23 protein-coding genes are annotated in these 24,833 nt (G+C 73.3%); 12 read left to right on the forward strand and 11 right to left on the reverse strand.

From position 1 onward, the window contains the following. Positions 1-64 precede the first annotated feature (64 nt). The 5 genes from OHB56_RS27850 to OHB56_RS27870 form a co-directional block, all read right to left on the reverse strand. Positions 65-2,782, reverse strand: coding sequence for a LuxR C-terminal-related transcriptional regulator (locus OHB56_RS27850; RefSeq protein WP_406359231.1), 2,718 nt, complete (start codon positions 2,780-2,782; stop codon positions 65-67). 488 nt (positions 2,783-3,270) lie between these two features. Beyond that, positions 3,271-4,908 carry an MFS transporter gene (locus OHB56_RS27855; protein WP_326754605.1) on the reverse strand — a complete coding sequence of 546 codons (1,638 nt, stop codon included), beginning with the start codon at positions 4,906-4,908 and terminating at the stop codon, positions 3,271-3,273. Positions 4,909-5,146: 238 nt separating this feature from the next. Next, positions 5,147-5,620, reverse strand: a complete 474-nt coding sequence (locus OHB56_RS27860) for a MarR family winged helix-turn-helix transcriptional regulator (protein ID WP_055597426.1) — start codon at positions 5,618-5,620, stop codon at positions 5,147-5,149. Between the two features lie 92 nt (positions 5,621-5,712). Beyond that, positions 5,713-6,627: a transglutaminase-like domain-containing protein gene (locus OHB56_RS27865; RefSeq protein ID WP_326754606.1), complete on the reverse strand. Its 915-nt coding sequence runs from the start codon at positions 6,625-6,627 to the stop codon at positions 5,713-5,715. A gap of 17 nt (positions 6,628-6,644) precedes the next feature. Next, positions 6,645-7,760: a GNAT family N-acetyltransferase gene (locus OHB56_RS27870; RefSeq protein ID WP_326754607.1), complete on the reverse strand. Its 1,116-nt coding sequence runs from the start codon at positions 7,758-7,760 to the stop codon at positions 6,645-6,647. A gap of 140 nt (positions 7,761-7,900) precedes the next feature. Between OHB56_RS27870 and fdxA the strand changes: the two genes are divergently transcribed. After that, positions 7,901-8,218, forward strand: a complete 318-nt coding sequence (gene fdxA, locus OHB56_RS27875; protein WP_055572727.1) for a ferredoxin — start codon at positions 7,901-7,903, stop codon at positions 8,216-8,218. Between the two features lie 144 nt (positions 8,219-8,362). Then, entirely contained in the window at positions 8,363-9,460 is a 1,098-nt protein-coding gene (locus tag OHB56_RS27880; protein WP_055597056.1) for a bifunctional succinyldiaminopimelate transaminase/glutamate-prephenate aminotransferase, read from the forward strand. An 85-nt stretch (positions 9,461-9,545) separates the two neighbouring features. On the opposite strand, the gene OHB56_RS27885 is transcribed toward OHB56_RS27880, so the two are convergent. Together OHB56_RS27885 and OHB56_RS27890 are read right to left on the reverse strand one after the other, a co-directional pair. Further along, a complete protein-coding gene (locus tag OHB56_RS27885; protein ID WP_326754608.1) occupies positions 9,546-9,893 on the reverse strand; it encodes an ATP-binding protein in 348 nt (115 codons plus the stop codon). 399 nt (positions 9,894-10,292) lie between these two features. After that, positions 10,293-11,303: a heavy metal transporter gene (locus OHB56_RS27890; protein WP_326754609.1), complete on the reverse strand. Its 1,011-nt coding sequence runs from the start codon at positions 11,301-11,303 to the stop codon at positions 10,293-10,295. 80 nt (positions 11,304-11,383) lie between these two features. Between OHB56_RS27890 and dapE the strand changes: the two genes are divergently transcribed. Both dapE and OHB56_RS27900 read left to right on the forward strand, forming a co-directional pair. After that, positions 11,384-12,463, forward strand: coding sequence for a succinyl-diaminopimelate desuccinylase (gene dapE, locus OHB56_RS27895; protein WP_326754610.1), 1,080 nt, complete (start codon positions 11,384-11,386; stop codon positions 12,461-12,463). A gap of 157 nt (positions 12,464-12,620) precedes the next feature. Beyond that, entirely contained in the window at positions 12,621-13,379 is a 759-nt protein-coding gene (locus OHB56_RS27900; RefSeq protein ID WP_326754611.1) for a TIGR00730 family Rossman fold protein, read from the forward strand. Between the two features lie 246 nt (positions 13,380-13,625). On the opposite strand, the gene folP is transcribed toward OHB56_RS27900, so the two are convergent. Then, positions 13,626-14,486 carry a dihydropteroate synthase gene (folP, locus tag OHB56_RS27905; RefSeq protein WP_055597290.1) on the reverse strand — a complete coding sequence of 287 codons (861 nt, stop codon included), beginning with the start codon at positions 14,484-14,486 and terminating at the stop codon, positions 13,626-13,628. Between the two features lie 134 nt (positions 14,487-14,620). Here folP and OHB56_RS27910 point away from each other — a divergent pair, with 134 nt between their 5' ends. Then, positions 14,621-14,983, forward strand: coding sequence for a DivIVA domain protein (locus OHB56_RS27910; RefSeq protein WP_326754612.1), 363 nt, complete (start codon positions 14,621-14,623; stop codon positions 14,981-14,983). After that, complete coding sequence (locus tag OHB56_RS27915; RefSeq protein ID WP_326754613.1) at positions 14,980-15,564, forward strand: DNA-3-methyladenine glycosylase I; 585 nt, start codon at positions 14,980-14,982, stop codon at positions 15,562-15,564. The genes OHB56_RS27910 and OHB56_RS27915 overlap by 4 nt, the downstream gene beginning before the upstream one ends. A gap of 71 nt (positions 15,565-15,635) precedes the next feature. Here the strand turns inward: OHB56_RS27915 and OHB56_RS27920 are convergent, their stop codons facing one another. Further along, entirely contained in the window at positions 15,636-16,439 is an 804-nt protein-coding gene (locus tag OHB56_RS27920) for an enoyl-CoA hydratase/isomerase family protein (RefSeq protein ID WP_055597287.1), read from the reverse strand. Between the two features lie 377 nt (positions 16,440-16,816). Here OHB56_RS27920 and OHB56_RS27925 point away from each other — a divergent pair, with 377 nt between their 5' ends. Next, a complete protein-coding gene (locus OHB56_RS27925; RefSeq protein ID WP_003966491.1) occupies positions 16,817-16,984 on the forward strand; it encodes a DUF3117 domain-containing protein in 168 nt (55 codons plus the stop codon). A gap of 128 nt (positions 16,985-17,112) precedes the next feature. On the opposite strand, the gene OHB56_RS27930 is transcribed toward OHB56_RS27925, so the two are convergent. After that, positions 17,113-17,796, reverse strand: coding sequence for an O-methyltransferase (locus OHB56_RS27930; protein WP_079048158.1), 684 nt, complete (start codon positions 17,794-17,796; stop codon positions 17,113-17,115). A gap of 249 nt (positions 17,797-18,045) precedes the next feature. On the opposite strand from OHB56_RS27930, the gene sigE reads away from it, so the two are divergent. The 5 genes from sigE (at position 18,046) to OHB56_RS27955 (ending at position 23,553) form a co-directional block, all read left to right on the forward strand. Continuing rightward, the gene (sigE, locus tag OHB56_RS27935) at positions 18,046-18,747 is read left to right on the forward strand and encodes an RNA polymerase sigma factor SigE (RefSeq protein ID WP_079035230.1); all 702 of its coding nucleotides are present in this window, start codon (positions 18,046-18,048) and stop codon (positions 18,745-18,747) included. Then, entirely contained in the window at positions 18,744-19,748 is a 1,005-nt protein-coding gene (locus OHB56_RS27940; RefSeq protein WP_326754615.1) for a zf-HC2 domain-containing protein, read from the forward strand. The genes sigE and OHB56_RS27940 overlap by 4 nt, the downstream gene beginning before the upstream one ends. A gap of 177 nt (positions 19,749-19,925) precedes the next feature. Then, complete coding sequence (locus OHB56_RS27945) at positions 19,926-21,947, forward strand: trypsin-like peptidase domain-containing protein (RefSeq protein WP_406356315.1); 2,022 nt, start codon at positions 19,926-19,928, stop codon at positions 21,945-21,947. A gap of 239 nt (positions 21,948-22,186) precedes the next feature. Next, on the forward strand, positions 22,187-22,630 hold the full coding sequence (locus OHB56_RS27950) for a sec-independent translocase (RefSeq protein ID WP_326754617.1): 444 nt from the start codon (positions 22,187-22,189) through the stop codon (positions 22,628-22,630). Positions 22,631-22,878: 248 nt separating this feature from the next. After that, positions 22,879-23,553, forward strand: a complete 675-nt coding sequence (locus OHB56_RS27955; protein WP_055597697.1) for a hypothetical protein — start codon at positions 22,879-22,881, stop codon at positions 23,551-23,553. Positions 23,554-23,693: 140 nt separating this feature from the next. Here the strand turns inward: OHB56_RS27955 and OHB56_RS27960 are convergent, their stop codons facing one another. Beyond that, a complete protein-coding gene (locus OHB56_RS27960) occupies positions 23,694-24,827 on the reverse strand; it encodes an Mrp/NBP35 family ATP-binding protein (protein ID WP_326754619.1) in 1,134 nt (377 codons plus the stop codon). Between the last annotated feature and the right edge of the window lie 6 nt (positions 24,828-24,833).

The raw sequence follows: 24,833 nt of genomic DNA on the forward strand, positions 1-24,833 counted from the left end.
TGCGATCGTCCACCCCGGGCGGCCGTACGCCCTCACCCGGGGCAGGTGAGGGGAGAGCGGGGCTTCACAGCAGCCGGAGCGCGCGGGCCCGGCGTACGGCGTCGGCGCGGCGGTTGACGTCGAGCTTCCGGTAGATGTTCCTGAGGTGGGTCTTCACCGTGTTGACCGACACGTACAGGTCGGCGGCGATCTCCTCGGTCGTCATCATCCGGGCCAGCCGCCGCAGCACGTCCCGCTCCCGGCCGCTCAGCTCCTCCACCAACTCCTTCACCGGCTCCTCCGCGCCGGGCGGCGGCACGTCCGCGGACCCGGTGACGAGCCAGCCCGCGGCCAGGCCCCGCAGCGGGTCCGTGTCCAGCAGCGGCCCGATCCACGGCCCCGCCTCCACGAAGGGGCGCCGCAGGTGCTCGTGCCGGGCGCCGCGCAGCGCCACCGCGAGCCATCGGCGGGCAGTGGCCGGGTCTCCCGCCAGATGGCCGCTCCGGGCCCGTACGAGTGCGGCCCGCACGGACACCCCGGGGCCGGTCCGGCCCGCGCAGCGCAGCGCGTCGAGCAGACCGGCCGCCGCGTCCGGACGGCCCGCCGCGAGCTGCATCCTGGCGGCCTCCACCACGCAGGCCGGCTGGTCGAGGGGGACCTCGCGGAGCGCTTCGGCGGCCGCGTCCGGCCGTCCCCCGGCCAGGTGCGCGGCGGCCGTCACCAGCGCCGCGTGGCCCCGCAGCCAGGGGGAGGACGCCTCGGCGGCGGCGGCGGTCGCGTCGGGGCGCGTGGCGCCGACGGCCGCCCGGAGCGCGGCGTGCGGCTCGCCCCGGGCCAGCAGCAGCCGGGCCGTGACGACGGCCCGCGCCGCCCGGACGACCGGATCGGCCGGGACGCACGGGACGCATGGGTCGGCCGGGGCGTGCGGGCCGTGTGCGGCGGGCGCGGGCGTGGCCGCCTCGTCGAGGAGTTCCCGGGCCCGGTCCAGCTCGTCGCGGTCGACCGCCACCGCCGCCAGCACCAGCCGCTCCAGCCCGGTGCCGGGCGGGCCGGGAAGGCTGTACCGCGCGGTCTCGGCCAGCGCCTGGGACGCCTTGTGCTCCGCCCGGCCCGGCCAGCCGTTGAGCTGGTCGATCAGCGCGAGCTGGGCCAGGGCGTCCTCCCGGGGCAACGCCGTCGACGCCCCGCCGGGACCCGCCACGGCCGCGGTCAGGACCGTCCGGGCGTCTTCGAAACGACCCGCCCACAGCCGGGTCGAGCCCAGATGTGCCAGCAGCAGCGCGGTCAGCTCGGGATGCCGGTCCAGCAGCCCGGCGGGCACGGCACCGCGCAGTTCCCCGGCCAGCCGGACGGCCCGTTCCGCGCGTGCCGGCGCCCCCGTCAGCCGGGCGGCGAACACCTCGAGCAGCGCCCAGCACAGCAGCGCGGCCTCCCGGTCGCCCTCCGGGCTCTCGCCGCCCTCCCGGCCCAGGACGTCGCCAGTGTCGCCGGCGTCGCCGGCCAGCAGCTTTCCGGCCCGTTCCAGGTGGACCGGGCCCCGCTCCAGGTCGCCGCGGGCGAGGTCGCGGGCCGCCCGGACGAGTTCCGGCGCGGGGCCGGTCGCCCCGGACGGCATACGGGAGAACAGGTCGCCCAGACCGGCCGAGCGCAGACCGGTGAACAACTGGCCGACGGCCAGATCGCCCACCAGGGCGTCGGCGGTGAACTCCCAGTCACCGGCGGCGGCGCCGTGGACGAGCGTCTCCGGAAGGAACCCCGCGGCCTTCAGCCAGCGCGCCGCCCGCCGGTGGAGCTCCGGCGCCAGACCGGGCCGCCGCACCTCCAGATGCGCCCGCAGGATCTCCCCGAAGAGCGGGTGCAGCCGGTACCAGGAGTGCCCGAGATGCTGCACGAACGCGTTGCGGTGGTGCAGCGAGGCCAGCACGGCCCCGGCGTCCGAGCGCCCGGTCAGCGCGTTCGCCAGGCCGGGGCAGAACCGCTCCAGGACGCTGACCCGCAGCAGCAGGTCCTGCGTATCGGACGGCTGGATGTCCAGCACCTCCGCCAGGAGGAAGTCGGCCACCGTGCTCTGCCCGGCCTCGAACTCCTTCAGGTACGTCTCCGGGTCGGGGCTCTCCCGCGCGGCCAGCGCGCACAGCCGCAGTCCGGCGGCCCATCCCCGGGTACGGTCCACGAGGGCGTCCGCGACGGCCGCGGGCAAGGACAGCCCGTGCCGGCCGAGGAGCTCCCCGGCCTCCCGCGCGGTGAACGCCAGCTCCGCGTCCCGGATCTCCGTCAGTTCCCCGGCGGCCCGGTAGCGGTGCAGCGGCAGCAGCGGTTCCGTACGGGACGCCACGACCAGATGCAGGCCCGGCCCCGCGTGCCGCAGGACGAAGTCCAGCTGGGCGGCCGTGTCCGGCGCGGCGACCCGGTCGAACTCGTCGAGCACGAGGACCGCCGGCCGCCCCGCCGTCATCGGGCCGCTCAGCTCCGCGGCCAGCCGGTTCAGCAGCGCCTCGTCCACCCGGCCCGGGTCGGCGGGCGAGCCCACCGCCGCGGGCACCGGCACCCCGGCGGCGCGCAGGGCCTGCAGGACGTACGCCCAGAACACGCCGGGGCGCAGCTCCTCCGCGTCGGTGGTGAACCAGGCCACGGGCCGTCCGAGACCGGCCGCCCAGTCCGCGACGAGCAGGGTCTTCCCGGCGCCGGCCGCTCCGTTGACGATCGTCAGGGGAGTGGTCAGGGCACGGTCGAGATGCCGGGTCAGGCGCTCCCGCCGCAGGAAGGTGACGGGCCTCGGGGGAATGGCGTACCGGGTCCGCAGGAACGGGTCCCCCCGGGGATCTACCCCGGAACACCCGGGACCGCCGCCCGGTCCCGACTCCGGTCCCGACTCCGGTCCCGACTCCGGTCCCGGTCCCGACTCCGGTCCCGGTCCCGAGACCGGGTCCAGCTCCGGTCTCGGGTCCAGCTCGGGTCTCGGGTCCAGCTCGGGTCTCGGGTCCAGCTCCGGTTCCGGTCCCGATTCCGGTTCCGGTCCCGATTCCGGTACCGGGTTCAGCTCCGGTCTCGGTTCCGGCTCCGGGAGGTCGCCGATGGTCACCGTACTCACCACCCACCGTCCGGGTCCGCCGGCCGCGTCACGCGCAGGGCTTCACCCCACCAGCATCCCAGCCTCCCTCCGGTCCCGCGCGGCGCGGCGGTACGGCCCGGGGAGTCTGCGGCCGTACGAAAGCGGCGCCGCCGGGACCCGGTCCGGTCCCGGCGGCGCCGCTTCCCGCGCAGGGGCACGCGTGGTGTGCGCGGGCTCGCTCAGTGAGCGGCGACGACCACCACGGCCTCCTCGCCGTCCGCCGACTGGGCGCTCATCTCCTTCGCTTCCTCGGCGCGGCTCTTGATGCCGAGGACGGCGGCCGCGGCACCGAGGACGCACAGGACGCCGGTGACGGTGACGGCGGCGTGCAGACCGTTGACGAACGCCTGGCCGCTGCCCTCGACGACGGCGGCCCTGATCTGCGCCGACATGTCGCCGGAGACCGGGGCGATACCCATCGTGACGGCGTCCTCGGCCTGCTCCAGACCGTGCGCCAGACCCGCCGGGACCCCCGCGCCGGTCAGCTCGCCGAACAGCGAGGAACCGACCTTGCCGGCGATCACGGTGATCAGCACCGAGGTACCGAGGGCGCCACCGATCTGCAGCATGGTGGACTGCAGGCCGGAGGCCACACCGCCGTCCCTGACGGGCGCGTTGCCGATGATCGTGGCGGCGGTGGCGGGCAGCACGATGCCGACGCCCAGGCCGATCGCGATGAATGGCGGCCACATCGTCGCGTACGACGAGTCGACGCTCCACGACAGCATGCCGAACATGCCGGCGCCCGACAGGAGCAGGCCCAGCGGAATCGTGGCGCGCGCGCCGAAGCGGGCGGTCAGCTGGGAACCGAGCGGAGAGGCGACCAGCGACGCGAGCGACATCGGCAGCGTGCTGATACCGGCCTCGACCGGCGTGTAGCCGCGCACGTTCTGCAGGTACAGCATGATGAAGAAGATGCCGCCGAGCATCACGAAGAAGTTCAGCAGGGTCATGACCGCACCGGTGGTCAGCGAGCGGTTGCGGAACAGGCGCATCGGCAGCAGCGGGTGCTCCTGCCGGGTCTCGTACCAGCCGAAGACGACCAGCAGCGCCAGACCCAGGACGATGGCGCCGAGGGTGCCGGCGGAGGCCCAGCCCCACGTCTCGCCCTTGACGATGCCGAAGACGAGCGCGACCATGCCCGCCGCCAGCAGGACGACGCCGGGGATGTCGAAACGCTGCCGACCGCCGGAGTTCTTGGACTCGGCGAGAACCACCGCGCTGAACACCAGCGCGACGAGGCCGATCGGCACGTTCAGGTAGAAGACCGACTCCCAGTTGACGTGCTCGACGAGCAGACCGCCGACGATCGGGCCCAGCGAGGTCGACACGGCCGAGACCATGCCCCAGATGCCCACCGCGAGGGCGAACTTCCTCGGCGGGAAGACGGCGCGCAGGATGCCCAGGGTGTTGGGCATCAGGATGCCGCCCGCCAGACCCTGCAGGGCACGGAAGACGATGACGCCCTCGATGCTGCCGACCAAGCCGATGGCGACCGAGGTGACGATGAACCCGCCGATGCCGACGAGGTAGTAGAAGCGCCGGCCGAACCGGTCACCGAGCTTGCCGCCGAGGATCATCGAGGCGGCGAGCGCGATCAGGTAGGAGTTGGTGACCCACTGCAGTTCCGCGGTGCTGGCATCGAGGTCCTTGCCGATCGCCGGGTTGGCGATGGCGACGACGGAACCGTCGAGCTGCACCATGAGCAGGCCGAACGACACGGCGATCAGCGCGAGCCAGGGATTGGCGCGGAAGCGCTCGACCTTCGACCGGGCGGCCGTGTCGGGAGCGGAGTGATCCACAGGTGTGGACGCCATGAAAGGAGCCGTTTCTTTCTCAAAGGGGGACGAACGAACTGCACGGCGGGGCCGGGAACCGGCAGCCGGCCCGCAGCGCCCGCCCGACCGGTCAAGGGCGGGGCGGAGCGCACGGGGCCGTGCACGGGGCGGTCCGGAAGGACTGCCTCAGGAAAGGGGGAGGGGGCGGACGCGCGGAACACCGGACGAGCGCTTCACCGCGCGACCTCGCGCGAGGCGCCGGTCCGTGACGCTCTCGTCAGAGGGCTGCCGAGTGAAGGTTCCGGGTCAGCAGTTTCAGCGCGCCGACGGCGGAACCGAGCGCGTCCAGCTCGCCGTCGGTGAGGGACAGCATCGCCTGGCCGAGGTGACTCTCCTCGAGGGCGGTGACCTCGGCGATCCGCTGCCGAGAGGACTCCGTGAGGTGGAGGTGGGCGATCCGCTTGTCGACGCCGTCCTGACGGCGCTCCAGCTCTCCCCGCTCGGTGAGCTGGGAGACCAGTGCGCTGACGTTGTTCGGCTTCATCAGCAGCGCCTCGGCCGCCTCACGGACCGTGGCACCCTCACGCTGTGCGACGAACCGCAGCAGTGCCAGCTGCCCCTCGGGCGGCTTCGGGTGCGGATACTCGCTCGCCACCCGCCGCTCCAGGGCCCGGTGCAGCACGGGAAGGCACGCCGCGAGCTCGGAGCTCACGCGTGCGACGCGCTGTTCGGAGGCACTCCTGGTGGACACCCGTAGATATTAGGTATCTAAAAATACCTATGTCAAGCGAGGTATGGGGCGGGCCTCCCCGAGAGTGCGCGGCGGGGCTTGCGGGGCGCGTCTCAGTTGAGCAGCGCCCGTGCCGCCCGGGCCTCGTCGCGCATCCGGTCCGCCGCCGGCCCGTCCACCGCGGCCACCACCTCGGCGTAGGCCTCCAGCTCGTCCGCGCCGTCGAGGAAGTCTCCGCGCCGCACCAGCAACCGGGCCCGTTCGTACCGCAGCTCCGCCGGCCGGGAGGGGAGCAGCAGGGACAGGTCCAGCGCCCACAGCGACACGTCCGACCGCTCCGGGCGGGCCTCGGCCCACGCCCGGATGTTGTTCAGGACGCGCAGCACGACATTCAGCGGATCGGCCGGTGCCAGCATCGACGGGTCCAGCGGCGCCCCCGTCGCCCCGGCGACCAGCAGCTCCGTATCGGCCCCGGTCAGCACCCGGCCGCCGTCGAAGGGATCGACGAGCACCCGCCGCTCCGGGGCCGCCCCGCCCCGCGTGTCCGGCTCGGCCCCCGCCGGCTTCGCCCCCGCCGTCGCGCCGGTCTCCCCGAGGCCGACCACGAAGTGGCCGGGCAGCCCGACCCCGTACACCGGTGCCCCCGCCCGCCGGGCGACCTCCAGCCACACCACCGACAACAGGATCGGCAGCCCGCGCCGGCGCCGCAGCACCTCGTGCAGCAGCGACGACTCCAGACGCCGGTAGTCGCCCGGGGTGCCGTGGAAGCCGCACCGCTCGCCCAGCAGCTCCCGCAGTGCCGACGCCCACGCGTGCGGGGTGCCGGGCCGGTAGGGAAGGCGGCCGGCCAGCGCGTCCAGCTCGATCTGCGCGGCGTCGACGCCCGCCTCGTCCAGCGTGCCGTCCGCCACCGCGCCGACCAGCAGGCACAGCGTGGCCAGATCCGGCCGCTCGGACCGGGCCTCCTCGGCGAACCGCCGCCGCAACTCGGCGGAGCGTTCCGGGAGCGGAGGATGAGGGGAGAGCATGACCGGTTCGTGCCCTCTCACGGCGCCCCGTCGCCGGCCGGAGCCGACGACCGGGGCGCGCGGTAGTGGTGGTACGCGTGGTGCGCGGCGAAACCCATCCCGCCGTACAGGGTGTGAGCCGCCGTGTTGTCGTCCTCGACCTGGAGCCAGGCGGCCGACGCGCCCTCGTCGAGCGCCTGCCGGGCCAGCGCGGCCATCACGGCGCTCGCGAGCCCGCGCCGCCGCAGCGCCGGATCCACCTCGACGGCGGCGAAACCGGCCCACCGGCCGTCCACGACACACCGCCCGATCGCGGCAGGAGCGGCATCGCCCGGAGCACCGCCCTCGGGTCCACCGTGCCCCGCCGGCACGGTCGCGAACCACACCGAGGGGCCTTTGCCGCTCCCGGTTTCTCCTCCGCTCACGGCGGTCCCCCCTCCCAGCACCTTCAGGGCGACCTCGCTCACGCCCCGGCGCTGATAGCGCGCGAGCCACGCCTCGTCGGCCTCCCGGGACAGCAGGACGTCCACCCCGGCCGGTTCGCCGCCGGACGGATCCGGTCCCGCGTCGGCGACCGGCGCGAGCGCGCCGACCCACAGCTGGGCGGTCACCTCCCGCACCCAGCCCCGCCGCTCCAGTTCCGCGCCCAGCGCCTCCTGCGTGCCCTCGGCGCCGGTCGCCGTCTGCACGTAGGCGGGCAGCCCGCGGTCGGCGTACCAGCGGCACACGGTCGTCAGCGCCTCGTCCAGCGGCACGCCCGGGTCGCCGAGCGGCAGCACCGAGTTGGCCCGGCGGGTGAACCCGGCCGCCGCTCTCAGCTCCCAGTCGCCCAGCCGCTCGCTCTCCACGGGCTGCCACGCCCGCGCGGCGGCCCGCGCCAGCTCCTCGTACGAGGCGGCGGGACCGCGCCGGCGGGCCGGTGCGGACGGCACCACCTTGCCCGCGACCAGCGCGGACTCCCGGACGAGGACGCTCTCGCCGTTCTTCCGTGTGATCCGCAGCACACCGCTGTCCCATGATGTGAGAACTCCGACCACGTCGGTGAACCTCTCACCCGGGGGACCATGTTCGATCAAGCTCCGTACGGAGACCCGTTTGCCCACGTCAGCAGTGGTGATGCGGATCTCTGGACGTCCGGCGGCGGAGATTTCCACAGGTCGGTACACCCCTCCTGTTCGGATCGTGCCCAAGAACGGAGATACTAGGGGCGGGCATCGACGACGCCGCGCTCCCGCGCGCCAGGCGGCGGAGCCTGAGGAGGCCCGCCAGCGCCCTATCGAGGAGGAACGACAGCGTGACCTACGTCATCGCGCAGCCTTGTGTCGACGTGAAGGACAAGGCGTGCATCGAGGAGTGCCCGGTCGACTGCATCTACGAGGGCCAGCGGTCCTTGTACATCCACCCGGACGAATGCGTCGACTGCGGCGCCTGTGAACCGGTCTGCCCGGTCGAGGCCATCTTCTACGAGGACGACACTCCCGAGGAGTGGAAGGACTACTACAAGGCCAACGTCGAGTTCTTCGACGACCTCGGCTCGCCCGGCGGCGCCAGCAAGCTCGGGCTGATCGAGCGCGACCACCCGTTCATCGCCGCGCTGCCGCCGCAGGCGTAAGCACCCGGGCGGCCCGGAAGCGGTCCGCGCCCGCGCCGCCTCGGTCCCGTACGGCCTGATCACCCCGATCGGCGCCGTACGGGGCCGAGGCGTTTGCCGTACCGGCGTGTACCGACGCGTACCGATGAAAGTGAGCCAGTAACCGTGTCCGCAGTCTCCGACCGCTTGCCCACCTTCCCCTGGGACAAGCTCGAGCCGTACAAGAAGACCGCCGCCGCGCACCCCGACGGCATCGTCGACCTCTCCGTGGGCACTCCCGTCGACCCCGTCCCCGAGCCGATCCAGAAGGCCCTGATCGCCGCCGCGGACTCCCCGGGCTATCCCACGGTCTGGGGCACCCCGGAACTGCGGGACGCGCTCACGCGCTGGGCGGAGCGTCGTCTGGGCGCCCGCGGGATCACCCACCACCATGTGCTGCCGGTCGTCGGCTCCAAGGAACTGGTCGCCTGGCTCCCCACCCAGCTGGGCCTCGGTCCCGGCGACCGGGTGGCGTACCCGCGCCTGGCCTATCCGACGTACGAGGTCGGCGCCCGCCTGGCCCGCGCGGAGTACGAGGCGTACGACGACCCGACCGAGCTGGACCCGACGGGCCTGAAGCTCCTCTGGCTGAACTCCCCGTCCAACCCCACGGGCCGGGTGCTCCCCAAGGCGGAGCTGACCCGCATCGTCGCCTGGGCCCGCGAGCACGGCGTCCTGGTCCTCTCCGACGAGTGCTACCTCGAACTGGGCTGGGACGCCGACCCGGTCTCGGTGCTGCACCCGGACGTCAACGGCGGCTCGTACGACGGCATCGTCGCCGTGCACTCGCTGTCCAAGCGGTCCAACCTCGCGGGCTACCGCGCCGCCTTCCTGGCCGGCGACCCGGCCGTCCTCGGCCCGCTGCTGCAGATCCGCAAGCACGGCGGCATGATGACCTCGGCGCCCACCCAGGCGGCCGTGGTGGCGGCGCTGGGCGACGACGAGCACGTCCGCGTCCAGCGCGAGCGCTACACGGCCCGTCGCACCGCGCTGCGGATGGCCCTCCTGGGGCACGGCTTCCGCATCGAGCACAGCGAGGGCGGGCTCTACCTCTGGGCCACCCGCGACGAGTCCTGCTGGGACACCGTCGCCCGCCTCGCCGAGCTCGGCATCCTGGTGGCACCGGGCGACTTCTACGGCCCGGCCGGCGAGCGGTTCGTACGCGTCGCCCTCACCGCCACGGACGAGCGGGTACGGGCGGCGGTGGAACGCCTGAAGGCGTGAGCGGGGCAGCAGCACGGACGCCGACGGGGCCCAGGTTCTTCCTGGGCCCCGTCGGCGTCCGTGCGGCCGGGCCGATCCGGGCGGTTCAGCCGAGCGGCAGCGCCGGGGCCGGGAGGGTCCGGGCGGTCTGCACGCCGTCCAGCGGGACGGCGTCGGTCGGCAACGTGCCCTCGGCGGCCTGGGCCGCCACCGGCGCGGCCTGCCCGAGCGCCTGGCCACCGGTGCCGCCCGCGGTCTCGGTGACGGCGTGCGTCGCGTCGTCCACGGTGCCGGTCGCGCCGGCCTGGTCCAGGACGGTCAGACCGCCGACGCTCGGGGTGGCCGGCAGCTCGGGGGCCGCGGTGGCGGAACCGGCCGCACCGACCCCGGCGGCTGCTCCGGCGGCGACGAGCAGCGCGGCACGGGCGATCCGACGGGTCAGGGGGAGGGACATGGTGCTCCTTCGGCGGGAGAGAACGGTGAACGTCCGGCCGGACCCGGTGGTCGATCCACGTCGATCCGTTGGGTCTCCGGTGAGCGGGCGCCGGAGCCGGACGCAGTGAATACCGCTCGAAGACCGGGAAGGTTGCGGTGGGGCGGCGTAAAGAATGGGCAATGCGTCGCATGATCGGTTACACCGAAAAACGGACGAACGGTACACCGTTCGACGGGCTGCCGAATGGTTACAGCGCCCGAGCCCCAAGGAGGACGCCGAACCGGGGGCGAGGACGCGTAAACCCGCTCACCTCGTCAACAGCCGGGCCCCCGGGGCAACCCCCGGGGGTGAGCCATCGAGCAACCGTGCGGAGGGCTGTGCGGGCTGTGCGGGCTGTTGCGCGGGCTGCCGTGCGGTCTAGGGCGCGGCCGTGATCCGGACCGCGTCCGCGCCGCCGTCCGCGCCCGCGGAGTTCTTGCCGTCCCCGCGGTCCTCGCCGTCGACCGGGGTCCACCGGCCGCTGCCGTCCCCGGCGGTCCACTCCCGCCCCGCGTACGCCACCCGCTCTATGTGCAGCTCGGAGGCGTTGGCCACGGCCCAGTGCGCGAGCTGCCAGCCCTGAGCCCTGGCCTTCCGGCCCGGGTTCGCCTCGGTGGACACCGGCAGCGTCACGGTCCGCCCGTCGGAGCCGGCGTGGGAGCCGGCGCCGCCGTTCCGGGGAGCGGAGGGTGCGGAGCCCGCCGCGTCGCCTACCGCGGCGCCGGCCGGTTTCAGGGCGTCCCGCCCGAAGTCCCGGGCCAGCGCGTCACGTACCGCGTCCGTTCCCGCCGCACGGGTCGCCGCCGGACGGCCGGCGCAGGTCAGCGTGGCCTCCGAGCTGCCGGTGAGAGCGGCGGCCAGCAGGGTGGCGTCCGGCTCGTGCTTGGCGTACGCCTGCGGGAAGCCGCTGAGCTGCACCCGCTGGGCGGCGACGGTGAGCGGAAGCCGGGTGTACCCCGGCACCTCCTTCAGGCCGTCGTAGAACTTCCCCGCCGAGTACGCCGGGTCCATGATCTCCTCCGGCGTGCCCCAGCCCTGCGAGGGCCGCTGCTGGAAGAGGCCGAGCGAGTCACGGTCCCCGTAGTCGATGTTGCGCAGCGCCGACTCCTGAAGGGCCGTCGCCAGCGCGATCGTCACGGCCCGCTCGGGCAGGTCGCGCACGGTGCCCGCGGCGGCGATCGTCGCCGCGTTCCCCGCCTGCTCGGGCGTGAACTCGTAGGTGGCCCCGTCGTCCTTGCCGGACACGACCCGGCAGCCCGGCCCGCTCGTCCCGCCGCCCGTGTCGTACCGGACCACCAGGTAGCCGGCGACGCCGAGAAGTACCACGGAGGCGGCTCCGAAGCGGAAGAAGCGGCCTCGACGCTTGGAAGGAAGTGGTGGCTCTGACACGCGTACAAGGTACTGGAGAGTAGGAGCCGTGTGTGCCGGGTGCGGACAGTGTGCCCGGACCAGCGGGTTAGGGTCTCGGCATGGCCGACACACCGCTTGACCTCACTTCGGACGCGGCACGCCTGACCGCGCGGCTCGTCGACTTCCCCTCCGTCAGCGGCACCGAGAAGCCGCTCGCGGACGCGATCGAATCCGTCCTGCGCACCCTGCCGCACCTCACGGTCGACCGGTACGGCAACAACGTCGTGGCCCGTACGAACCTGGGGCGCGAGGAGCGCGTGATCCTCGCCGGTCACATCGACACGGTCCCGATCGCGGACAACGTCCCCTCCCGGCTCGACGAGGACGGCGTGCTGTGGGGCTGCGGCACCTGCGACATGAAGGCGGGTGTGGCCGTCCAACTGCGCATCGCGGCCACCGTCCCCGCCCCCAATCGGGACCTCACCTTCGTCTTCTACGACAACGAGGAGGTCTCCGCGGACCTCAACGGCCTCAAGCACGTCGCCGAGCAGCACCCCGACTGGCTGGAGGGCGACTTCGCGGTCCTCCTCGAGCCCTCCGACGGCCAGGTCGAGGGCGGCTGCCAGGGCACGCTCCGGGTGCTGCTGAAGACCACCGGCGAGCGCGCCCACTCCGCGCGGAGCTGGATGGGCTCCAACGCGATCCACGCGGCGTCCCCCATCCTCGCCCGCCTCGCCTCCTACGAGCCGCGCCACCCGGTGATCGACGGCCTGGAGTACCGCGAGGGCCTGAACGCGGTGGGCATCTCCGGGGGCGTCGCCGGCAACGTCATCCCCGACGAGTGCGTCGTCACCGTCAACTTCCGCTACGCCCCCGACCGCTCCGAGGCCGAGGCCCTCGCCCACGTCCGCGAGGTCTTCGCGGACTGCGGCGTGAGCGAGTTCGTCGTCGACGACCACAGCGGCGCGGCCCTGCCCGGTCTGTCCCACCCGGCCGCGGCCGCCTTCATCGAGGCGGTCGGCGGCACCCCCCAGCCCAAGTACGGGTGGACGGACGTCTCCCGCTTCTCCGCGCTCGGCATCCCGGCGGTCAACTACGGCCCCGGCAACCCGCACTTGGCGCACAAGAGGGACGAACGCGTCGAGACGGCGAAGATCCTCGCGGGGGAGGAGCGGCTGCGGTCCTGGCTGACCGCGTGAGCACGCCACCCCGAGGAGGCGTTTGGAACGCTGTCCTGCGGACATGCTGACGTCCCCCAGACGTAACCCGCGTGGATCTACGCTGAGGTGGAACGACCTCTCCCCGGAATCTCGGCGATCTCCTGAGCCGGGGAGACCGCGAACGGAGGGAGCACACATGGCTACTGGCAACCCCGAGGGCAAGCAGATCCCACCGGAGGAGCAGCGGCTGGGCCCAGTGCTCCGCAGGCGGGACCAGGTCCAGACAAGCACCACGGACCAGCGGCTGCTGGACGGGCGTGCCCCCTCGGACTGGGTGCACACCGACCCCTGGCGGGTGCTGCGCATCCAGTCGGAGTTCATCGAGGGGTTCGGCACGCTCGCCGAGCTGCCCCCCGCCATCAGCGTCTTCGGCTCGGCACGCACACCGGTGGACTCGCCGGAGTACGACGTCGGCGTCCGGCTGGGCCGGGGCCTGGTCGAGGCGAACTTCGCCGTCATCACCGGCGGCGGCCCCGGCGCGATGGAGGCGGCCAACAAGGGCGCCTGCGAGGCCGACGGCGTCTCGGTCGGCCTCGGCATCGAGCTGCCCTTCGAGCAGGGGCTCAACAGCTACGTCGACATCGGCCTGAACTTCCGGTACTTCTTCGTCCGCAAGCTGATGTTCGTCAAGTACTCGCAGGGCTTCGTCGTCCTGCCCGGCGGCCTCGGCACCCTCGACGAACTCTTCGAGGCGCTGACCCTGGTCCAGACGCAGAAGATCACCCAGTTCCCCATCGTCCTGTTCGGCACCGAGTACTGGGGCGGCCTGGTCGACTGGCTGCGCAGCACGGTCATCGCCCAGGGCAAGGCGGCCGAGAAGGACCTCCTCCTCTTCCACGTCACGGACGACGTGGACGAAGCGGTGGCCCTGGTGTCCAAGGAAGCGGGCCGCTGACCCGACGGCCCCCGCCCACTGGCCTCCCGCCCCCGGCCCACCGAGCGGGCCGGGGCCTTCCCGTCCCGCCGAGTGGCCGTCCTGGGCCGTGGGGCACTCTCGGACGCGCCGAGTCGGGTGGCGGGCAGAGGCCGGAGTCCGGGGGCGAAGCCCCCGGCGGGGTCCGGGCGGAGCCCCACGCCAGGGGCTCAGGGCCGGCGCCCGTGAAACGGCGCAGGGACAGAACCGCCACCCCGGGGCGGAGCCCTACGCCAGCCCTCGCCGGGCCACCGCCGGAGCGCGGTGGCCCGCGATGGACGCCACCATGTCCAGCACCTGCCGCGTCTCCGCCACCTCGTGCACCCGGTACACCCGCGCCCCCAGCCACGCCGACACCGCGGTCGTCGCGAGCGTCCCCAGCACCCGCTCCTTGACCGGCCGGTCCAACGTCTCCCCGACGAAGTCCTTGTTGGACAGCGACACCAGCACCGGCCACCCGGTGGCGACCATCTCGTCCAGCCGCCGCGTCGCCTCGAGACTGTGCCGGGTGTTCTTGCCGAAGTCGTGCCCGGGATCGATCATCACCGACTCCCGCGGCACGCCCAGGGACACCGCGCGCTCCGCCAGCCCCAGCGTCCGGTCGAGGATGTCGGCCATCACGTCCTCGTACTCCACCCGGTGCGGCCGGGTCCGCGGCAGTGCGCCTCCCGCGTGGGTGCACACCAGCCCGGCGCCGTACCGCGCGGCGACCTCCGCGAGCCGCGGATCGACCCCGCCCCAGGCGTCGTTCAGTACGTCCGCCCCCACCTCGCACACGGCCTCGCCGACCTCGTGCCGCCAGGTGTCCACGCTGATCACGACGTCCGGGAAGCGCCGCCGCACCTCGGCGACGAAACCGACCGTCCGCCGCGCCTCCTCCTCGGCGGACACCTCCTCGCCCGGCCCGGCCTTCACCCCGCCGATGTCGATGATCGCGGCGCCCTCGGCCACCGCCTGCTCCACGCGCGTGAGCGCCGGTTCGTCGTGGAAGGTCGCGCCCTGGTCGTAGAAGGAGTCCGGGGTCCGGTTCACGATGGCCATGATCACCGGTTCGTGCGGTGCGAATTCCCGCCTGCCCAGCCTGAGCATCCCCAAAGACCTCTTCTCGTCGGTGCGGTCCGCCGGCCGTCCCGGCCACCTGTGACCCCGACTGTCAGACTCGCATGGCACGATCGGAGCCACACATCCGACTCCGGCTCGATCCAATCCTGGGGACCTCAGCGATGGTTATGTTCCTGTTCCTGGTCGTCGCGCTCGCCGTCGTGGTCGCCGCGGTGACCCTCGCCGTGGTGGGCGGCGGAGAGAGCGGCCCGCTGCCCGAAGCGGCCCCCGACCGGCTGAGGGACACCCTGCCGCTGGACCGCCCGGTCGGCCGCGCGGACGTGGACGGCCTTCGCATCCCCCTCGCCGCCCGCGGTTACCGCATGGCCGACGTGGACGACGCACTGAGCCGCCTCGGCGCCGAGCTCGCCGAGCGCGACGCCCGGATCGCCGACCTGGAGTCCGCGCTGGCCGGTGCCCGTGCCGTCGCGGCCCACATCGCCCTGGACAAGCCCGCCGCGCGCCAGGAGGGCGACCAGTCGTGACCGACGGAGCCGCCCTCGCAGGTCCGGACGGCGCCCCGCGCTGCCCCTGGGCCCTGTCCACCGAGGACTACGTCGCGTACCACGACGAGGAGTGGGGCCGCCCGGTCCACGGGGACGACGCCCTGTTCGAGCGCCTCAGCCTGGAGGCCTTCCAGTCCGGCCTGTCGTGGCTCACGATCCTGCGCCGCCGTCCGGGCTTCCGTACCGCCTTCGCCGGTTTCCGGATCGCGGCCGTCGCGGAGTTCACCGACGCCGACCGGGAGCGTCTGCTGGCCGACGCCGGCATCATCCGCAATCGCGCCAAGATCGACGCGACCCTGGGCAACGCGCGGGTGCTGGCCGGGTGGGCGCCCGGCGACCTGGACGCCCTGATCTGGTCGCACGCCCCCGACCCGGCCGGCCGTCCGGCACCGGTGACCCTCGCCGACGTCCCCGCGGTGACCCCCGAGTCGACGGCGCTGTCCAAGGCCCTGAAGAAGCGGGGCCTGCGCTTCGTCGGCCCCACCACGGCCTATGCGCTGATGCAGGCCTGCGGCCTGGTCGACGACCACCTGAAGGACTGCGTGGCCCGACAGGCCTGAACCCCCGAAGGCGAGCGGTCCGCGGCGCGGACCGCCCCGGACCTGCCGCCCCCGGACCTGCCGCCCCGGAGTCAGCGGCCCCGGTACTTCGGCTTCTCCTTGTCGACGAAGGCCTGCACGGCGATCGTGTGGTCCTCGGAGGCGCCCGCCCGGGTCTGGAGCTCGTCCTCCTTCTCCAGGGCCTCCTCCAGGGAGTGGGTGAGCCCGTACGCCACCGACTCCTTCAGCGCCGCGTACGCCACCGTCGGTCCCGCGGCCAGCGCCCGCGCCGTCTTCTCCGCCTCCGCGCGCAGCTCGGCGGCCGGGACCAGCCGGTTCGCGATCCCGAGGTCGTACGCCTCCTGGGCCGTGATGCTGCGGGGGAAGAGCAGCAGGTCGGTGGCGCGGCTCGGGCCGACGACCCGCGGCAGCGTCCAGGAGATCCCGGAGTCCGCGGTCAGCGCGACCCCGGCGAACGACGTGTTGAACGCCGCCGTGTCGGCCACGATCCGGTAGTCCGCCGCCAGCGCGAAGCCGAAGCCCGCCCCGGCCGCCACCCCGTTCACCGCGGCGACCACCGGCTTCGCGGCCCCGGCGAGCGCCTTCACGATCGGGTTGTAGTGCTCGTGCACCGTGCTCATCGTGCGCCCGCCGCCGTCCTCCCGGTCGGCGACCAGCAGCCCGATGTGCTCCTTGAGGTCCTGTCCGACGCAGAACGCCCGGTCACCGGCGGCGGTCAGCAGCACGGCCCGCACGCCCTCGTCGTCCGCGGCGGCCCGGACCGCGTCCCGGAGAGCGACCTTCGCCGCCACGTTCAGCGCGTTCATCGCCTCCGGGCGGTTCAGTGTGATCGTCGCGAGTCCGTCGCTCACCTCGTAGAGCACGGTGTCGGCCATGGTGTATCCCTCCGCGTCGCGGCTCGTGGACCTACCCGTCAGTAGTCCCTCTGCAGGACAGCATGACGGAGATCGTCGGCGCCGGCGTGGGGCCCGCATGTGACCTGCGTCAAAGAATTCCGGACCGATTTCCGTCGGGGGAGTGGCGTAAGGGGGCGCAGTATCGCAGCCACATCGCCGAATTGGGTGGTTTTGCTCGCGCGCGTTGCCCAAGCGATGCCGACTGGTGTTGGTCATCGGGTCCTGAGATGCGGGATAATGGCCTGGAAGCAATGTGTTCGATGCCGGTGGCGTGTGTCCTGCTTCAAGGACCGCAGGTGCCCTTCAGTGGGCCGTCGGCTAGACGGTTGAGCTGGGTTTCAGGAAGGGGAACGAGCATGGCGGCCATGAAGCCGCGGACGGGTGATGGCCCGCTCGAGGTGACCAAGGAGGGGCGGGGCATCGTCATGCGCGTTCCGCTCGAAGGCGGCGGGCGGCTCGTCGTCGAGCTGACCCCGGATGAGGCCGACGCGCTCGGCGATGCTCTCAAGAAGGTCGTCGGCTGACGCGCAAGCGACCATACCCTTTCAGTCGCCCCGGTGCCGCATACGGCACCGGGGCGACTGTTTGCGCAGGTGGGAGTGGTGCCGGAGAGGTTCGCCGCGTTTCACGTCCGCGCGTCCGGAACCGTCCGCTACCGCTTCACGGCGCAGAGCAGTCCGTCACCCACGGGCAGCAGGGACGACACCAGATCCTGGCTCTCGCGCAGGGCCCGGACCAGTTCCCGCAGCCGCAGCACCTCGGTGGGCTGCGGACCGGAGTCCACCGTCCGGCCGTTCGCGAAGACCCCTTCGAAGGCGACCAGGCCTCCCGGGCGCAGCAGACGCAACGATTCCGCGAGATAGTCCTGGTACTCGAGCCGGTCCCCGTCGCAGAAGACGAGGTCGTAGCCGGAGTCCGCGAGGCGGGGCAGGACGTCCAGCGCCCGCCCCGGGATGAAACGGGCCCTGTTGGCGGCGAAGCCCGCCGTGCGGAAGGCCTGGCGGGCGGACTGCTGGTGCTCCGGTTCCTGGTCGACCGTGGTCAGCACACCGTCCGGCCGCATGCCGTGCAGCAGGTGGATCCCGGAGACGCCGCAGCCGGTGCCGATCTCCGCGACCGCCTTGGCGTCCACGGTGGCCGCGAGCAACCGCAGGGCCGCACCCGTACCGGGCGACACCGAGCGCAGCCCTGCCTCCTGGGCCCGGTCCCGGGCCCAGTGCAGCGCCTCGTCCTCGGCGACATAGGCGTCCGCGAACGCCCAGCTCGTCTGCCGGTTGGCGGTAATGACCCTCTCCTGTCCCCGTGGTTGCCTCGGCGTGACTTTATCCGTTGACACCGGGAACCCACTGATGGGACCGGTCGTTTACAGGGAAGAGCGAGCGGCGTGTGCCGTGGAGGGGGTGGGCGTATGAGCGGGGACACCGAGCAAGTGCTGACGCAGGGCCACGAGCCGTGGCAGCCCGCATCATTTTCTCGCAAAACCGCTTATCCGGAGCTAACGGGCGAGGTGGCTATGGTAGGGGCTCTACTGGACACCACCAGAGCCGATAGGGGAGGTGCGGCTGCACCTGTGGATCGGGGAGGAGTGCTGAGGCGCTTCCTTGGATCGGCGGGTAGGCCGAAATCCGTGAACGACACCGCTGCTGACCACAGCCACGCCGCCGAGCCGGCCCAGACCGCGAGCTTCTCCACCGACGCGGACGGGCAGGCGTGGACTCCGCCCACGTGGGAGGAGATCGTCAGCACGCACAGCGGCCGGGTCTACCGGCTCGCCTACCGCCTCACCGGTAACCAGCACGACGCGGAGGACCTCACCCAGGAGGTCTTCGTCCGCGTCTTCCGCTCGCTGTCGACGTACACACCGGGCACCTTCGAGGGCTGGCTGCACCGCATCACGACCAACCTCTTCCTGGACATGGTGCGCCGCAAGCAGCGCATCCGTTTCGACTCGCTGGGCGACGACGCGGCCGAGCGGCTCCCCAGCAAGGAGCCCACCCCCCAGCAGGTCTTCAACGACACCCACTTCGACGCGGACGTCCAGCAGGCCCTCGACACGCTCGCGCCCGAATTCCGCGCCGCGGTGGTCCTCTGCGACATCGAGGGACTGTCGTACGAGGAGATCGCCGCGACCCTCGGCGTCAAGCTCGGTACGGTCCGCTCCCGGATCCACCGCGGGCGCTCCCAGCTGCGCAAGGCCCTCGCTCACCGCTCGCCCCAGGCGCGCACGGAGCGCCGCTCCTTCGTGCCGCGTGTTCCCGCATTGGGAGGAGGGGGCGCGAGCACGTGAGTGGTTCACGTCCGAAACCTGCCGAGGGACACCTCGCAGAGGAGCACCTGGGAGACCGGCTTTCCGCCCTGGTGGACGGAGAGTTGGGTCATGACGCGCGTGAGCGCGTACTGGCGCACGTCGCCACCTGCACGAAGTGCAAGTCGGAGCTGGACGCGCAGCGCCGTTTGAAGAACGTCTTCGCGGAAGCCGCGCCCCCGCCCCCGTCCGAGAGCTTCCTGGCCCGCCTTCAGGGCCTTCCGGCGGGCGGCGATCTGGGCGGCGGCTCGCCCCTGGACGGCGGAGGGCTGCCGGGCGACCCGCCCGCGCGGTTCGGCGGGATGCCCGGAGCCTTCGGGACCGGCAGACGCGGTGAGCGGTTCGAGTTCCCCTACACGGCCGCCCGGCGGCCCTCCCCCCTGCTCCCGCCCCCGTCGGGCAGGGCCACGGCGGACCGGGGCTTCCCCATCCACGACGTCGGCCGGCACGAGCAGGACCGGGCCTCCTCGCGCGGGATGCGGTTCGCCGCCGCCGCGGCGGGGGCGGTGTCCCTCGCGGCGATCGCCCTCGGCGGTGTCGCCACCATCACACCCACCGACGCGGAGATCCGCGGTTCGGGCAACGGCAGCAACGTGACCCCGCTGCGCACCCAGGGCGGCACGCCGACGACGACGCCCGATTCCCAGCGTCGCCGGAGCTCCGCCCCCCTGCTGGGCCAGCTGCAGGGCCAGAGCGCGCGGGGCGGCACCCCGGCCGCCCCGACCCAGGCGTCCGCGCCGCTGCTCCCCGGGGCCCCACCGCCCGCCCCCCGGCGCCACAGCCCCCTGGCGGCCACTCCCGTCATGGCCGACGCCGCCCTGAGGGCCCCGCTGATACCGCCGTTGTCCCTGACGGAGTGGGAGACGACCCCGGGGCTCAGGGCTCCCGGCGGCTTCCCCGCCGCCGTCCCGTCGCCCCCCGAGCCCTCCGCCTCCTCCGGCGGCGTGACCGCGGCGCCCGCCCCGCCGCTTCCTCCCGCATGATCCGCTGACCGGTACACCGGCCTGTGCACGCCCGTCCGCTGCGCACGGGCGTGCGAACCTGGTTGAATCCAGGTGGCGCGCCCAGGCTCATGGAGCCGGGTGCCGGACCAGGGCTTCGAAGCGCGGAGGCGTACGGAGCCACGGAGTCGACGATCTGCGGCCAGCTGTGGGGAGAGCATGAACGACGGGAAGTCCCCGAAGGCGAGCCCATCGGGGGAGCGGGAACAACTGGCCGAGCCGGACCGGAACGGGGACTTCGAGCTGGAGCGCCCGGCGCCGGCGGGTGGCACCACCGGCTCCGACGGCCCCGGCGGCACGGACCTCACCGACGGTGCCGGTCCGGCTTCCGCTCCGGTGGACACACCGGAGGACGCCGACTTCGAACTCGCCCGGCCCACCGCGTCCTCGGCCGAGGCAGGGGGCGACTACGAACTGCGCCGGCCCCTGAGCGCCGAGGGGACGGAAGCCGGCGTGCCCGCGGAGGGCGGCGAACCCGCGGGAGCCGCCGGCCCTCGCGAGGCCGTCGTGGCCACGGATTCCGCACGGCCCGCCGATCCTGCCGAGTCCTCCGGGTTCTCGGAATTCCCAGGGTTCTCCGAGCCCGTCGCGACCGGTTCCTTCGGGGACCGGTCCGAACAGCCCCGGCCGCTGCACGACCCCGATCCCTACAGCACCCCGCCGTACGGTGAGCCGGGCCCCTGGGCGCCCGCACCCCCGGTCCAGCATCCGGCGGCAGCCGCCGCGCCGGACGCGGCGGTTCCCGCCCCGACAGCACCCCCGGCGCCGGGCACACCGCCGCACGGCATGGCCGTGCCCGGCGCGCCTGTTCACGGCGCACCGGAACCCGCTGCCGCTGCCCCGTCCGCGCCCGGCGTCCCCGGGCCCGGGGACGGGGCCCCGGACGCGAGCCACCCCGCACCCGCGGTCGAGCCCGCACCCGCACCCGTGTTCCCGGCTCCGGGCGCTCCGGCAGGGGATGCCCAGGAGCCGGCCGACCCCTGGCAGCGTTACGACCCCTGGGCCGCCGCCGCGGCGGCGGCCCCGTTGCAGCAGACCGGGGGCGCGGTCGACACGGAGGACCGGCGGCGCAAGCGGGCCAGGAGGAAGCTCGTCGGCCTCATGCTGCTGGTCGCGCTCCTCTCGGGCAGCGTCGGCGGGATCGTCGGCACCCAGCTGGAGCGCAACGGCGGCGTGGGTTCCGTGGAACTCCCGCAGGCCGAGGAGGAGCTCGCCGGACGGGAACCCGGAAGCATCGCCGGGATCGCCGCGCAGGCCCTGCCCAGCGTCGTCACCCTGCACGTCAGCGGGGCGGCGTCGGCCGGCACCGGTACCGGATTCGTGCTCGACGGCCGCGGACACATCCTCACCAACGACCACGTCGTGCAGCCCGCCGGACGTGACGGCGAGATCACCGTGACCTTCCACAGCGGCGACACCGCCGAGGCCACGGTCGTCGGCCGGGACAGCGGCTACGACCTCGCCGTGGTGAAGGTCAAGGGTGTCGACGGGCTGGCCCCCCTACCCCTCGGCAACTCGGAGAACGTGCAGGTGGGCGATCCCGTGGTCGCCATCGGCGCCCCCTTCGACCTGGCCGGCACGGTCACCACCGGCATCATCAGCGCGCGCGAACGCCCCATCACGGCGGGCGGTGGGCAGGGCGACGGCAGCGACGTGTCGTACGTCGACGCCCTGCAGACCGACGCGCCGATCAACCCCGGCAACTCCGGCGGCCCCCTGCTCGACGCCGAGGGCCGCGTGATCGGCATCAACTCCGCCATCCGCTCCGCCGCCGGCGGCGGCGAGGCCGAGGGCGGCCAGGCCGGCTCCATAGGCCTCGGCTTCGCCATCCCGATCAACCAGGGCAAGCGCGTCGCCGAGGAGCTGATCAACACCGGCAGGGCGACCCACCCGGTGATCGGCATCACCCTGGACATGGACTACGCCGGTGACGGCGCCCGCGTCGGCACCGAGGGCAGCGACGGCGGGTCCCCGGTCAGCACCGGCGGGCCCGGCGACAAGGCCGGGATCAAGGCCGGCGACGTCATCACGAAGGTCGACGGGCAGCGCGTCCACTCCGGTGAGGAACTCATCGTCAAGACCCGCGCACACCGTCCCGGGGACCGGCTGGAGCTCACCCTGGAGCGGGGCGGCAAGGAGCGGGAGATCTCGCTGGTCCTCGGCTCCTCCGGCGACGACTAGACACCGGACGGCACGACGGCCGGCACGGCGGCGCGTGCCACGGGAGCGCGGCAGGCACGGGAAGGCGAACAGCCGGCGAAGACCGTCCCCGTCACGCAACCGGAGGCCCCGGCGCAGTACCGGTCGTGCGGGGAGGCCGGGTACCGTGGACCCGGCCCGGACCACGGAAGACCGCACGGACGCACGGGCGCGTCGACGCACTGACCACCGAGGGCCGAGGACATCGCAAGGAGCTTCAGGTGTTCAATGACATAGGACCGCTCGAGCTGGTGACGCTCGTCATCCTCGCCGTGCTCGTCTTCGGTCCGGACAAGCTCCCCAAGGTCATCCAGGACGTGACCAGGACGATCCGGAAGATCCGCGACTTCTCGGACAGTGCCAAGCAGGACATCCGCGAGGAACTGGGCCCGGAGTTCAAGGACTTCGAGTTCGAGGACCTCAACCCCAAGACGTTCATCCGCAAGCAGCTGGACAACGACGATCTGGGGCTCAAGGAGATCCGCAGCGGCTTCGACCTGAAGAAGGAGATGGCCGAGGTCACGGACGCCGTCCAGGGCCGCGACCCCGAGTCCTCCTCCGCCGCCTCCTCCGCGTCCGCCTCGGGCGGTCGCCTCGACATGACGAAGAAGCCCGAGAAGGCGGCCGCCGACGACCGTCCGCCCTTCGACGCGGACGCCACCTGAGCCTCGCCCGGCGCGACCGCGGCCGGGTGCACGGGGGTGTACGCCCCCGCATACGTGACGCGTTTCATACTCCGTCAGGGCCCCGCACGGCCCGAACCGGACGTCCACGCGGCCCACGCGCCGGGCGGTTTCCCGGGCAGGTGCCCAAGAGGTGGCTATGCTGCCCCAGTTGTTGCGCGGTCCGGACGAGTACGCCCGAAGGGGGGCGGGCCGCCCCCGGTCCGACGAGAGCGAGGAGGCGTCCGGGCATGGAGACGACGAGTCGGGCAGTCGCGCAGGCGTCGGCCGCGGAGGACGGACAACCGGTTCACTCCGCCCGGCGTACGGTCGACGGCTACCTGAGCGCGCCCTTCCCTTGGTACGGCCTCGACGAGGCGTTCACGGGGCGGCGCTGGCTGATGCAGGTCGGCACCGCGGCGGACGGGGTCGTCGAGCACGGATCGATCGGGCACGGCGACGAGCCCTCGGTGCGCAGCGAGTACACGGCCCAGAGCGGCCAGGAGACCAAGGAGAGGTTCGCGGTCGCCGTGACGGTGGCCGCCAACCCGGTGCGCCGCAGCGCGGACGGCACCGGCCTGCTGGAGGCCACCTCCGTGTCCTCCGCGGCCTGGCTCGCCGGAGTGGGGCTGCTGTCGTTCACCTGGCCGGGCCAGATGGACCACTCCCTGCGCGACGACTGGCTGGAGCAGCAGACGGAGACGGCCTGGGTGCTGGCGGACGACCTCGACGGACCGGACTGGTCGACGCTGTCCCTCCCCGTGGACGGGGTGCCGACGCCGTTCCACTACCGGGAGTCCGAGTTCGGCTGGGTGCTCGCGGGATCGACGCGGGCGGGCGTGCACGTCGGCGCGTACGGCAGGGGCATGAGCGCGTACGGGCTGGGCTTCGCCGTGGTCAAGGACATCACCGCCTACGCGTCCTGAGTCGGGGAGCGTACCCGCCGGGCCCCGGGCGGGGAACGCACCGCCGTCCTCGTACGGCGAAGGGCGCCGCCCCGGAGGACGGCGCCCCGGCAGGACGCGGCACAGCGGCTCTCAGGGCCCCGTACGGGCGCCCGGAGCCCTCAGAACTTGTTCCGGGGCGTGATGCCCAGTGCCAGGCCCGCCAGACCGCGCTGGCGCCCGCCGAGCTTGCCGGCGATCGAGCGGAGCGCCGCACCCGCGGGGGACTCCGGGTCGGACAGGACGACCGGCTTCCCCTCGTCGCCGCCCTCGCGCAGGCGCACGTCGATGGGGATGGAACCGAGCACCGGGACGGTGGCGCCCGTGGTGCGGGTCAGGCCGTCGGCCACCGACTGGCCGCCACCGGTGCCGAAGACGTCGACCATCTCGTCGCAGTGCGGGCAGGGCAGGCCGGACATGTTCTCGACCACGCCGACGATCTTCTGGTGGGTCTGCACGGCGATGGAGCCCGCCCGCTCGGCGACCTCGGCCGCCGCCTGCTGAGGCGTGGTGACGACCAGGATCTCGGCGTTCGGCACGAGTTGCGCGACCGAGATCGCGATGTCGCCGGTGCCCGGCGGCAGGTCGAGCAGCAGCACGTCCAGGTCGCCCCAGTACACGTCCGCCAGGAACTGCTGCAGCGCGCGGTGCAGCATCGGGCCGCGCCACACCACCGGTGCGTTGCCCGGGGTGAACATGCCGATGGAGATGACCTTCACGCCGTGCGCGGACGGCGGCATGATCATGTTCTCGACCTGGGTCGGACGCCCGTCGGCGCCCAGCATGCGCGGCACCGAGTGACCGTAGATGTCGGCGTCCACGACGCCGACCTTCAGGCCGTCGGCCGCCATCGCCGCCGCCAGGTTCACCGTCACCGACGACTTGCCGACACCGCCCTTGCCGGAGGCGACCGCGTACACCCGGGTGAGGCTGCCCGGCTTCGCGAAGGGCACCTCGCGCTCGGCCTGGCCGCCGCGCAGGGCGTTCGCCAGTTCCTTGCGCTGCTCGTCGCTCATCACGTCCAGGGTGACGTCGACCCGCGTGACACCCTCGAGCCGGGAGACCGCGTCCGTCACCCGCTGTGTGATCGTGTCCCGCATCGGGCAGCCGGAGACCGTCAGGTACACGGTGACCGCGACCGCTCCGTCTGCCCCGATCTCCACCGACTTGACCATCCCGAGCTCGGTGATGGGCCGGTTGATCTCGGGGTCGTTCACTGTCGCCAGTGCCTCGCGCACCGCGTCTTCCGTAGCCATGGTGTC

It is taken from the genome of Streptomyces sp. NBC_01635 (assembly GCF_045209715.1).
Taxonomy (GTDB): Bacteria; Actinomycetota; Actinomycetes; order Streptomycetales; family Streptomycetaceae; genus Streptomyces; species Streptomyces hirsutus.